This is a genomic window from Paenibacillus sp. FSL H7-0323 (assembly GCF_038002725.1).
Classification (GTDB): Bacteria; Bacillota; Bacilli; order Paenibacillales; family Paenibacillaceae; genus Paenibacillus_AQ; species Paenibacillus_AQ odorifer.
This window is the reverse complement of record NZ_JBBODB010000001.1, coordinates 2,779,853-2,792,199: the sequence shown is the minus strand read 5'-3', so window position 1 is coordinate 2,792,199 and position 12,347 is coordinate 2,779,853. Positions and strand designations below refer to the sequence as shown.

Sequence of the window (12,347 nt, the reverse complement as noted above, 5' to 3'; positions counted from 1 at the left end):
TCTAACAAACGAACGCCCTTCTTAGCTTTATAGTAATACCGAGTGATTGAATTCCATTTAATGTAACTCACTCCAAACCTATCAATGAGAAGGTGCCAGGATGTCCATACTGCAAGTAGAGAATCTCTCGAAAGAATATAAAGGCAAAACGAATCGGTTTCGAGCGCTGAACGGGATTAGTCTTAGTGTGGATAGCGGCGAGTTTGTGGCGATTATGGGACCCTCGGGGAGCGGGAAAACAACACTTTTAAATATACTAAGCGGAATCGACACGGAGTATAGTGGGGTTGTAAGAATTGCAGATACTAGTATAAGTGAGATGTCCAAGAACGAGCTTGCGATTTTTCGCCGGCAGCGTATGGGATTCGTTTTTCAGGATTACAATCTGCTGGATAGTCTGACCCTACGGGAAAATATCATGGTGCCCATGGTGCTGGATGATCAAGAGGTAGAAGATATCAATGCCAAGACAGATGAGATGTTATCGCTATTCGATATGGATGAGGTGAAGGACAAATATCCTTATATGGTTTCAGGGGGGCAACAGCAGCGGGCGGCGATCAGCAGGGCGATTATAAATCATCCAGATGTGATTTTTGCGGACGAGCCGACGGGGAATTTGGATTCCAAATCCTCGAATACGGTGATGAAGACCTTCGCCAAGCTCAACACTCTAAAAGGAGCAACGATAGTGATGGTCACACATGATCCTTTTGCGGCCAGCTATTGTAATCGGGTGCTTTTTATCAAAGATGGGAAGGCTCTACTAGAGATTGCTAGAGAGAATAAAGAGCGCAGAGCATTTTTGGATCTGATTCTGGAGAACCTGGCCTTTATTGGAGGGGGAGAAGATGACCTTTAGGAGAATGGCATTTCAGATATTTAAGGCGAATCTTAGAAGATATTTGTTATTTTTCCTATGCAGCAGCTTTACGGTCATGATCTTTTTTACATTTTATTCGCTGTACAGTAATCCTGATTTTAATGACCCTTATCAAGTGAATGGGATGGTGTCAGGTAATTTATATGCTCCTTTTTTGGTGATAAGGGTGTTTGCTGTTCTGTTTATTGTATATGCTCAAATGGCCTTTTTAAAATTCAGAAAAAGCGACTTTGGGCTATTAATGGTACTTGGAATGACAAGCCACAATATCCGCAAAATCATTTTGTTCGAGAATAGCATGATCGCTTTAGCCTCGATTCTCACTGGTTTAGGTGCAGGGACAGTTTTCTCCGGTATTTTTTTCTTTATTGTTTCGCTGTTTGTAAATATTGGGGACAGTGCTTTTATACTGACGCCGGATAGTTATCTGTATACCATTAAATTCTTCGCGGTGATTTACATAGTGGTGATTGCAGTCAATTTGCTACTAACTTTGCGATACAGTATTTTACGTCTTTTAAAAGAGTCCAGAACCGCAGAACGCAACCTGATTCATGGGAAAATCACCGGGGTCATCGGAGTTTTACTCTTGGGAATCTCCGTTTATAATATGCTCACTCATTACAACCCTTCCGATGCTCGCATGATGTTAATAAATCTGGGAATTAGTATGCTAGGCGTTTATTTGCTACTGTCAGGACTTGGGGACTGGTTGAAACTTTTTATATCGCGATCAAGCAAAGCATATCACAAGCACCTGCTGTTTAGTTCTAATTTGATCTATACCCTTGGTCGCTCCAAAATAGTGCTTTCTCTTATCACCTTCCTCGTTTTCATCACGATTTCTCTAAGCGGGATTATTTTTTATTTGACCTGGAATGCTGAGGATATTCCGATTGCAAACAATCCATATGATATTGCCTATTCAGAAGTATTCGGAAAAAATAGCATCTCACCAAAAATACTAAGCGAGATCACGGATCATGGCGCCACGCCGCTGCTTTCACACCAAAAGCTGGAGTATATCGACTTGTTTAATTTCAAAATATTTCTGGACCAGAATATAAACGCATTAATCGGCACTGATTATCATGTGGAGAAAGATCACTTTCTAAATCTGGCCATAGTTGCACAAGGAGAAGAGTGGAAGAATCAAAGACCGGAAATGCCCACTTTTGATATGAAGCTTGCTGCGGGGAAGCATACGCTGTATTCACAAGGTATCCTATTTGACATGGTATTTAACCCTGTGCCGAATCTAATGAATGGTCTTCATATCATTGTAAACGAAGAGGATTATATGGCGCTGAAAGCGGAAAATAAAAAAGCGATCGGTAATCTTCAGCTCCTGAATTTTAAGGATTGGAAAAAAACTGCGGATATAGATGCTAAGTTAAATGCCGCTTTAGCCAAATATAATAAAGACAATACAGAGTCCTGGTATGGCAATGAGCGGCAAGAGGCCCTCGTATTCTCTACGAAGTCTAGAATAAGTGACTATCTACAGTTACAGGAGTCTGGCCGATTTGGAATCTTCGTAATTTCATTTGTTGGTTTAATATTTTTCGGCGCTTCTGGGATAGTGCTGCATTTCAGTATTCAGACCGATTTAGAGCGTGAGCGGATCAAATTCAGGAAGCTGAACAAGATTGGAATTACTTCTAAGGACGTGGCCCGCATTATAGGCGGCCCTTTAAAAGTGCTGTTTTTTCTCCCGTATGCATTAGGTATTGCATTGTCTTCTTTTTATGTTGTTAGTTCTTCCAGGGTTGAAATGTCTACAGCTCTGGAGCCGATGTGGTTTTGTTTGTTGGTAGGCGGAGCATATCTTTTATTTCAAGTCCTTTTTTATCGTATATACACCAAAATATACACTCGCAATATGCTGGCACATATTCAGCTACTCGATATTCCTTTAATAGAACAAAAGGGGATTTCAATTTAATCCCAAATATGATAATATTGGTGCACAAAACGTAGGGGGATTACATTTGAAAAAGATTTTATCCAGAATTGCAGTCGCATTAATGATCTTGACCCTTGTTGCGATAGTCACTTGCTTTTATATTGGTGAATTCACCTATGCGTATGGATTAATTTTGGTGCTGTTTTTCGTATTTGCGGGGATGGGGCAGCTCTATAAGCTTAAAAATGATGAGTATATGTACAAAAAACTAAATAACACCGATGAGTATAATGAATATACTAGATGATATAAATTCAACAGAAACTTCTTATGTATAGCCAAACCCCCCACTTTAGACAGTGCCTAAAGTGGGGGGTTTTTGTATGTGCCTATGTTTATTTCTTACCGTTGCGTTCAAGAATCATATCTACGAACAGATCAATCTGTGCGGTAATCGCAATCGGATCATAGCGGTAGTAGGTATCAAAATCATTGTAAAATAGATGATCGTTCTTCGCAGCATCAAGTCCGTTCCAAACTGGAGATTCCTTCAGTTCTTTCAGCTTATCCCCTTTTTTGTCAGGATCATAAGTGGTGAGGAACATGTAGTCAGCTGCATATTCGGGCAATAGCTCCATGGACAGCTGCAACGTTTGGTTGTCGTTGCTGTTCTTAGTAGGCATTTTTAGCTTAAGTGCGTTATAAAGGGCTTGTCCGCCACGGCCAGCATTATTTCCGAAGGTCCATAGCTCCCCTTTATCAGTCAGCTCATAGATTCCAAAAGTATCATTTTCATTTACGACACCTTTAAGCTTCTCGCGGCCTTCAGCAGCCTTTTTCTCAAAGTCAGCAATAAATTGTTCAGCTTTGTCAGGCACACCTACAATGTCACCGAACAGTTTAACAGTTTCATAGATATTTGTAGCGGTTCCGTATGGAATATGAATGGTTGGAGCAATTTTGGATAAAGCATCGTAGTTATCATCGTACATAACGACGATCAGGTCAGGTGTAAGTTCCAGAGCTTTCTCGGCGTTAACCGGAGCACCGACATCTTGTGTGTTTGTGAGCAGGTCTTTCAAGAAGGGATTATCAAAGGTACTAGGTTCGACACCTACAACATTTGCTCCTACGGAGAGCAACTCCCCACCATAATAATCTGTAATAATCCGCTGTGGTTTTACAGGTATCTGTACAGTACCTTTAGTGGTTTCATAGCTACGCATTTCAGCTGCTGAAGCCTCAGGAGCAGCCGTTGGCTCAGTGCTTGGTGCTTTAGTTGCTTCTGTTGTCTTATTAGATGAAGCGTTGTTCGTTCCCCCGCAAGCTGTCACAAATACAGACAATAACATTATGAGTGCCAGGATGGGGAAGAGGGTCTTTCTTTTTAGCATGATAAACCTCCCTATATATATGTACCAACAAATAATAATGAGAATCATTATCACTATTATTTTCAATTTGAACTTTATCAAATCCTAGAATTCCTGTCAATGCAATAAAATAAATGCCTCCTATTAAATCTATCTATTGCCAAACCTAGGAAGGCTCATTTACAATAGCATAGTGATAATGAGAATCAATTTCATAGAAATAGGGTGGCATTCATGAATCAACAGATATCTTCCAAGATTAGACCTAATAAAGGGTCAGCCATACAAGAGTTCCGTTCACGTCCTTGGGCTGCCACGTTAATCTTGGTTGGCGGTCTGGTACTATTAGCACTAGGTATCGCTGTTTCAGTCTCCTTCGGAGCGGCTGATATTAAGCTTTCTGTGGTGTGGGCAGCCGTGTTTCACTTTAATCCGGAGATCATGGATCATCAGATTATTAGAGAATTACGATTACCCCGTGTACTTGGCGGGGCCATGATAGGGGCAAGCTTTGCAGTTGCGGGTGCCATTATGCAGGGGATGACCCGAAATCCACTCGCAGATTCAGGTTTGATGGGCATTAACTCAGGCGCAGGATTTGCGCTGGCGCTTTGTTTTGCATTTTTCCCGAATTTATCGTTTATGTATTTGATCCTATATTCCTTCGTTGGTGCCGGAGTAGGGGCTGGGGTTGTGTATGGGGTCGGATCATTGGCCAAGGGAGGGCTGACTCCTGCTCGTCTGGTGCTGGCGGGTGCTGCTTTTAGTGCACTGCTGTCAGCGCTGAGTGAAGGGGTAGCTTTATATTTTCATATTGGGCAAGATTTGGCTTTCTGGTATGCGGGAGGCGTGGCTGGGACGAAATGGATTCAGCTTAAAGTCATGTTCCCTTGGATAGGAGCGGCGTTAATTGGGGCTATGGTATTATCCCGGTCGATCACAATGCTCAGCCTAGGTGACGATGTTGCTAAAGGGCTTGGCCAGCGCACAGGGCTTGTTAAGCTGGCAGGGACTTTAATTGTATTGATTCTGGCTGGATCATCAGTTGCCGTAGTAGGAGCCGTTGGGTTCATTGGACTAATTATTCCCCATTTGACCCGTTTTTTTGTAGGTGTGGATTACAGATGGATCATTCCATGTTCAGCTATTCTAGGCAGTCTGCTTGCAGTATTTGCAGATTTAACAGCGCGGATGATTAATCCCCCTAATGAAACGCCGCTGGGAGCCATTATTGCACTGATCGGTGTACCGTTCTTCCTTTATCTTGCACGTAAAGAAAGGAGGGAACTGTAATGATAGAGAAAACTTCATTCGATTCCTTCCAAGCCGCCAAAAATAAACGTGGCTTAGTTATAATGATTATTTTAGCTGTACTGATTGTTATTGCTTTTATTATTAGTATGAATACAGGATACATACGTTTGACACCTATGGAGCTGCTTAATACGTTATTCGGTAAAGGGACGGATAAGCAAGAGTTAATCTTGTTTCAATTTCGGTTACCGCGTATTGTGATCTCCGTTCTGATAGGCGCAGGTTTGGCTGTATCCGGAGCTGTGATGCAGGGCGTCTTTCGTAATGCTTTGGCCGACCCCGGCATCTTAGGGATTAACGCTGGCGCAGGAATTATGGTTATGCTGTTAATTTCTTTTTACCCAACGGCAACCGCGGCTCCGGTGTATCTGCTGCCTATGGTAGCGTTTGTTGGTGCGGCAATTACTGCTGCCTTGATTTATGTCTTAGCTTATAAACGGCATGAAGGAATAAAACCCATGCGCCTGTTGCTGACTGGTGTAGCGGTTGCAGCTGGAATGAGTGCAGCGATGATCGTGCTGACTCTTCGGCTGGATCCGGAGAAGTATCAGTTTGTGGCTACTTGGCTTGCCGGGAGTATTTGGGGCACAAGCTGGAAGTTTGTACTTTCTTTACTTCCGTGGATCGTAATTCTCGTGCCGTATGTCATCTATAAAGCAAGGGTAATGAACGTCCTTAATTTGGGTGAACAGACAGCCGTAGGACTTGGGGCTGCTGTAACCAAAGAACAATTCCGGCTTCTTGCTGCTGCGGTTGGTCTAGCTGCGGCAAGTGTTGCTGTGAGTGGCGGGATTGGCTTTGTCGGCCTTGTCGGCCCCCATTTGGCGCGACGGCTAGTTGGACCCAAACATCAGCTCATGCTGCCAACCTCAGCGCTGCTCGGCTCACTGCTAGTCATTATAGCGGATACCATTGGACGCTGGATCTTACAGCCATCTGAGATCCCCACTGGAATCGTTGTTGCTGTAATTGGAGCGCCATACTTTTTGTATTTGCTAGCCCGTACTAAATCTTGATGAAAGAAGATGGTCACTCACCGGAAGGAGCGAATTTTTACAATGTTGCGTCGTTTTTTTGCTTACTATAGACCCTATAAGGGATTGTTTATTCTTGACTTCTCCTGTGCTATTGCTGCTGCACTGCTGGAACTAGTCTTCCCGTTGGCCGTTAACCGGGTAGTGGATGATATGCTGCCAAGTGGGAATTGGAAATGGATTCTCTATTCTTGCCTCGGTTTGCTGGGGATCTATATCGTCAGCGCCTTTATGCATTTTGTCGTCACTTATTGGGGGCATAAGCTGGGGATTAATATCGAGTCGGATATGAGAAAAAAGCTGTTTGATCGTGTACAGAAGCTCTCTTTCAACTTCTTCGATAATAATAAAACAGGCCATTTGGTCTCACGGATGACAAATGATCTGATGGACATCGGTGAGATTGCCCACCATGGTCCTGAAGATTTATTCATAGCAGTGATGACGCTGCTGGGTGTATTCGGTATCATGCTTAGCATTAATTGGAAATTAGCGATTCTGACCTTTGTAATTGTCCCGCTGATGATTTATTTATCCATGTACTTCAGTCGCAAAATGTCCAAAGCGTTCCACATTATGTTCGCGGACATTGCTGACTATAACGCACGCGTAGAGAACAATGTAAGCGGGATCCGTGTTGTGCAAGCTTTTGCTAATGAGAATCATGAAATTTCCCGCTTTGCGGTTAATAACGAACGCTTCCGTATTACGAAGCTAATGACCTACCGAATTATGGCTTGGAATTCATCCTTTAGCTTTGTGCTCATGAAGCTGGTCTCGTTATTCGTTCTTGTGTGCGGAACCTATTTTGTAATCCAGAAGCAGATGACCTACGGTGAATTTATTGCCTTTGTGATGTTGTCTAATGTCTTCTTAGGACCTTTGCAACAGATTAATTCGGTCATTGAGACCTATCCTAAAGGGATCGCTGGTTTCAAACGTTATCTTGAACTGCTGGAGACGGAGCCAGATGTTGATGACGCAAAAGACGCTAAGCCAGTGTCTCATCTGTCAGGGAATATAACCTTCCAGGATGTAGCTTTTGCTTATAGTGATAAGGAAAAGGTGCTAACCAATGTGAACTTATCGATTTCAGCAGGAGAGACCGTTGCGCTTGTGGGTCCATCCGGTGCTGGTAAGACAACACTTTGCAGCTTGCTGCCACGCTTTTACGATGTAAGCGAAGGCAACATCTCTATTGATGGAATAGATATTCGCTCCATGACGTTAGAATCACTTCGTTCCCATATCGGGATTGTACAACAAGATGTATTCCTGTTTGACGGAACTATCCGTGAGAACATTGCTTACGGCAGATTGGGAGCTTCCGATGAAGAAATCTGGGAGGCTGCTGGGCGCGCTCAGCTGGAAGAACTGATTAAATCTCAGCCCGCCGGGCTGGATACAATGATCGGAGAGAGAGGCGTCAAGCTTTCTGGCGGCCAGAAGCAGAGGTTGTCCATCGCCCGGATGTTCTTGAAGAATCCGACGATTCTCATTCTGGACGAAGCTACATCTGCACTGGATACTGAAACGGAGTCCGCTATACAAGAGGCGCTCGCAGAGTTGTCTGAGGGACGCACAACACTTGTTATTGCTCATCGCCTTGCAACGATCAGAAATGCGGACCGGATTGTTGTCGTTGCGGAAGGTGGCATCGCAGAACAAGGTAAGCATGAGGAACTGCTGCAGACTGCCGGAATTTACAGCCGATTGCATGAAGCGCAGTTTGGAGCTTAAGTAGCTGAAGGGATCACTAGAATATAATTTTGGAGGGACACAATGAATAAACAACTGGAATTATACGATGTAACCATTATTGGTGGCGGACCTGCTGGGATGTATACAGCTTTTTATAGCGGAATGAGAGACTTGAAGACAAAGCTAATTGAAGCGAAGGATGAGCTCGGAGGAAGAATGCTTATCTATCCCGAAAAAATGATCTGGGATGTAGGAGGCGTAACCCCAACTCTTTGTCATCAACTAATCGGTCAGCTCAAGGAGCAGGCTCAAACCTTCGATCCGACTATTGTGCTGGGTCAGCAAATTATGAATCAAGAGAGACAAGAGGATGGAACGTACATCCTGACCTCTTCTACTGGGGAACAACATTGGACCCGCACAGTCATTTTGGCCATTGGTTACGGAATTCTGCAGATGGCAAAGCTTGAAATTGAAGGTGCAGATCGTTATGAGGTGACAAATCTTCATTATACCGTTCAAGAGCTGGAGCCGTTCCGCGGTAAAAGAGTGCTAATCTCCGGTGGAGGCAACTCCGCAGTAGATTGGGCGAATGAATTGGAGCCTATCGCTGCAAGTGTGACGATTGCACATCGCCGTGAACAGTTTGGCGGGCATGAGAAAAACATTGTACGGATGAAGGAATCCTCAGTCAATGTCCGTGCGCCATATGCAGTAAGCCAATTACACAGCAGTAATGGTGAAACGATAGATCAGGTTACGATCAGTCATATAGAGACAGGTGAAACAGAGCAGTTTGAAGTGGATGCTGTCATTGTGAATCATGGTCTGAAAAGCGATTTTGGTCCGTTAAAAGAATGGGGCCTTGATATGGGCGAATGGTGTGCGAATGTAACTGATAAGCTAGAGACTAATCTTCCGGGTATATTCGCAGCAGGTGACTTTGTGGATTATGCAAGCAAGGTTCGTTTGATCGCAGGTACTTTCACAGATGCGGCTCTGGCGCTTAATAGCGCTAAGCTGTACATAGACCCAACCGCGGCCAAAGTCGCTTACGTATCTTCTCACAATGAACGGTTCAAAGAGAAGAATAAAGCGCTTGGAGTCGTTGACGACCACTAAGGATAGAGGCTTCTCAAACCATAAAATCTGAAGTTTTATATAAGGCGTATAGGGGATCTTATCCATTTCGAGCGGAGAGAAACCTTATACGCTTGCTTTATATTTTATGGGTTATTAAGTCTAGCAGTCTGGAAGGGAGCAGGAATGAAGCTATCAAATAATAACCCGGTTCATAGAATTTATCTGTTAAAAGAGGTAGGGAAACGCCAATGCGGTGGCGGTCACATTAGTAAACCCCAGATTGTTCAGTCCCCACTCTTCCTGACACCAATAGAAGCTATCGTTCAAATAACCATAGAAGGAGAGACAGTAGCTCTTAAAAATGGTGAAATTCTTTTTCTAAGCGCAGGTGCGACTTATCAAATTAATGCTCCATTAGAGACCGTTATCTCTGTTCTAGCAATCTCCTATGAGGTATATGGGCTAAGTAATAGCACGGAGCAAGAATTGGTCTATGGACTTTGCCGTGAAATTTTTCCGGTCAATGGGATTTTACCTATACGTACGACGAATAAAATAACCCGCTTATTCAGCGAATTGGAAGACGTTGCTGCCAATAATTTAGAAACACAGGCAGATAGAATTCAATCCTTGCTGCATCAGCTACATCAATTGGTCGTAGAGGCTGATGCTGAAGCAGACATTACGGATAGTTCATATTTCAGAATGCTCTCTTTTATCCACCAGAATTTGCAAAGGGAGATTACGCGGGAGATGATGTCTCGAATGATGGGCTTCAATCCTCGTTATTTCTCAGTATGGTTCCGCAAGCAGACGGGTTGGAGCTTCACCGAATATGTAGCGCATTTAAGAGTAAATAAAGCGAAAAAACACTTGATGTCCAGCAAAGCAACCATACAGGAAATTTCGCAAAAAGTAGGCTATACAGATGGACTATATCTGAGCCGCAAATTCAAGCAAGTCACCGGGATGACCCCAACAGAGTTCCGTTTGCGTCCCAAACCAAAGCGGATAGTAGCGTTGCAATTTTTAGGGGATTTACTTGCGCTGGGTGTGAAGCCTGTCGCGGTTGAAGAAGATGTGATGAATTACTCCTTGCTTTTGCTGCCGGAACTGGCGGGTGTGCGATCATTTGAGTTGCAGGGATGTCCGGAGGAAGCAGAATGGCCTGGGCTGGAAGCCGATTTAGTTATTGCACCAACCTATCTGAGCCCCCGTCAGCTTAAATGCATGGAGAAGTTGGGTCCACTAGTTACGGTAGAGTGTGATAAAATGGACCGCCTGGAACAGATTCGTTTATTCGGCAGACTGCTGGGAGAAGAGGAGCGGGCAGAGGCATGGATAAGGCACTATCATTTGAAAATAGATTTGGCCAAGCAGCGCTTGTCCTCACTAATTGAATCTGGTGAAACGGTAGCGGTGTATGAGATCAGGCAAGATAACAGTATTTATATCTGGAATCATACTGCCCGCGGGGTGTACAATCTGTATCCAATGCTGGGGTTAACTCCACCGGACAAGGTAAGGTCAGATGTTCTGGAGCGGAATGATCATTTATGCATCTCACTGTCGGAATTGCCAATATACGCGGCTGACCATATGTTTGTGGTTGTATCAGGACAAGAGGACTGGATGTCGAGGACACGTAAACGGATTAGTAAAAGTGCGGTTTGGCGCAATCTTCCAGCATTCAGGAATGAACGCATATATTACCTGAAGCTTGAGGAATTTTGGGGCAGCGAAGGGCTTGCGCTCGAACGCCAATTGGAGATACAGACAGATTTGTTAACCGGCCATAATTTAAGCTGACAATCGTCCATAGCAAAATTGATGTATTAGCGTGTATATATGTTTTCCTGCGGAGACGGTATATTAAACAAAGATCTAAATGATATTGATTATCAATATCATAATAATATAAAGTCTCAAGGGGGATTTACATTGTACAAAATAATATCGTTAGGAAAAACAAGCATGATAGCCGTTATGCTTACGCTGGTGCTGCTGTTGAGCGCATGCGGACAAGCAGCTAATCAGGGGAATGCTCCAGCTAGCACGTCGGCCGAAGTGGCTAAAAGCACTAATGATTCTGTAGTTGCCAGCTCGGAGCCGGCTGCTGATGCAGAGTACTGGACATACGAAAGCGATAAAGGCCCGGTGCAGATTCCACGCAATCCACAAAGAGTTGTGATCCCGGTACAAGACTTTATTGGCGATCTTCTGACGCTTGGCGTGACGCCCATTGCCGTTGCCGGGAATGACATCTTGAACCATCCATATTTCAAAGAGGCACTGACCGGTGTTGAAGTAGTAGGCGATGACATGACGGTGTCCCTGGAGAAAATAACGAGCCTCGAACCGGACTTGATTATCACTTATCAGGAAGATACCTATGAGCAAATCTCCAAGATTGCTCCAACGGTCTTTATTCCTTGGGGCAAATACGACTATAAGGAACGATTGATCGAGATCGGGAAAATCTTGAACAAGGAGCAGCAGGCTGTAAAGTGGGTGGCGGATTTCAATCAGAAGCTGGAAGCGAAGAAAGCGGAATTGTCTGATCTGATCGCAGCTGATAAAAAAGTGGCGATCTTTGAAATTGCCGGTAAAGAGCTGTATTTATACGGTTCGTCATATGGGCGTGGTGGAGAGATTATATACAACGGATTGGGGCTGCATGCACCTGATCTTGTCCAAGAGGCAGCCTTTAAAGAAGGCTGGGCTTCCCTCTCACTCGAAGCGTTGCCCGAGTACTTAGGTGAAGCTGATTATATCTTCCAAGGCTTCAGCCGTGGCGTGGAGCAGGATAAGCTGGACATTCTGGACAGTGTCTTCTGGCAAAGCCTACCTGCTGTTAAGGCGGGTCATGTATTCACCTACGATCTTAAAACGTATTATCTCTCCGATGCTTATGCGCTGGATAAGCAGCTGGATGAGATAGTTACGTTGCTGAAGTCTCTTCAATAAGTTAATTTCAAAAGAGTATAAGGGGATGTTCGCGGAGCTATAGTAGCTCAAGGACATCCCTTTTGCGTATTCATTTTCCAAGCTAA

10 protein-coding genes are annotated in these 12,347 nt (G+C 44.1%); 9 read left to right on the top strand and 1 reads right to left on the bottom strand.

All coding sequences use genetic code 11. From position 1 onward, the window contains the following. Positions 1-100 precede the first annotated feature (100 nt). From MHH89_RS12750 to MHH89_RS12740, 3 genes are read left to right on the top strand one after another with little or no spacing between them, the layout of a single operon-like run. The gene (locus MHH89_RS12750) at positions 101-862 is read left to right on the top strand and encodes an ABC transporter ATP-binding protein (RefSeq protein WP_076220073.1); all 762 of its coding nucleotides are present in this window, start codon (positions 101-103) and stop codon (positions 860-862) included. Next, positions 852-2,828, top strand: a complete 1,977-nt coding sequence (locus tag MHH89_RS12745; protein ID WP_076281411.1) for an FtsX-like permease family protein — start codon at positions 852-854, stop codon at positions 2,826-2,828. Before MHH89_RS12750 ends, MHH89_RS12745 begins: the two co-directional genes overlap by 11 nt. 46 nt (positions 2,829-2,874) lie before the next feature. Then, on the top strand, positions 2,875-3,096 hold the full coding sequence (locus tag MHH89_RS12740; RefSeq protein ID WP_076129504.1) for a hypothetical protein: 222 nt from the start codon (positions 2,875-2,877) through the stop codon (positions 3,094-3,096). 88 nt (positions 3,097-3,184) lie between these two features. Here the strand turns inward: MHH89_RS12740 and MHH89_RS12735 are convergent, their stop codons facing one another. Then, entirely contained in the window at positions 3,185-4,183 is a 999-nt protein-coding gene (locus tag MHH89_RS12735; protein WP_076281412.1) for an ABC transporter substrate-binding protein, read from the bottom strand. Positions 4,184-4,396: 213 nt separating this feature from the next. Here MHH89_RS12735 and MHH89_RS12730 point away from each other — a divergent pair, with 213 nt between their 5' ends. From MHH89_RS12730 to MHH89_RS12705, 6 genes are all read left to right on the top strand, one after another. Continuing rightward, positions 4,397-5,455 carry a FecCD family ABC transporter permease gene (locus MHH89_RS12730; RefSeq protein WP_076129506.1) on the top strand — a complete coding sequence of 353 codons (1,059 nt, stop codon included), beginning with the start codon at positions 4,397-4,399 and terminating at the stop codon, positions 5,453-5,455. A 62-nt stretch (positions 5,456-5,517) separates the two neighbouring features. Continuing rightward, positions 5,518-6,492 (top strand): FecCD family ABC transporter permease, encoded by a 975-nt coding sequence (locus tag MHH89_RS12725; protein WP_370510750.1) that lies wholly within the window; start codon positions 5,518-5,520, stop codon positions 6,490-6,492. Positions 6,493-6,534: 42 nt separating this feature from the next. Further along, complete coding sequence (locus tag MHH89_RS12720; RefSeq protein WP_076179717.1) at positions 6,535-8,250, top strand: ABC transporter ATP-binding protein; 1,716 nt, start codon at positions 6,535-6,537, stop codon at positions 8,248-8,250. Positions 8,251-8,292: 42 nt separating this feature from the next. After that, positions 8,293-9,333 carry an NAD(P)/FAD-dependent oxidoreductase gene (locus tag MHH89_RS12715; protein ID WP_076129508.1) on the top strand — a complete coding sequence of 347 codons (1,041 nt, stop codon included), beginning with the start codon at positions 8,293-8,295 and terminating at the stop codon, positions 9,331-9,333. Positions 9,334-9,477: 144 nt separating this feature from the next. After that, positions 9,478-11,103 (top strand): helix-turn-helix domain-containing protein, encoded by a 1,626-nt coding sequence (locus MHH89_RS12710; protein ID WP_076220103.1) that lies wholly within the window; start codon positions 9,478-9,480, stop codon positions 11,101-11,103. A 132-nt stretch (positions 11,104-11,235) separates the two neighbouring features. Further along, the gene (locus MHH89_RS12705; RefSeq protein ID WP_254847660.1) at positions 11,236-12,261 is read left to right on the top strand and encodes an iron-hydroxamate ABC transporter substrate-binding protein; all 1,026 of its coding nucleotides are present in this window, start codon (positions 11,236-11,238) and stop codon (positions 12,259-12,261) included. Positions 12,262-12,347: the final 86 nt, after the last annotated feature.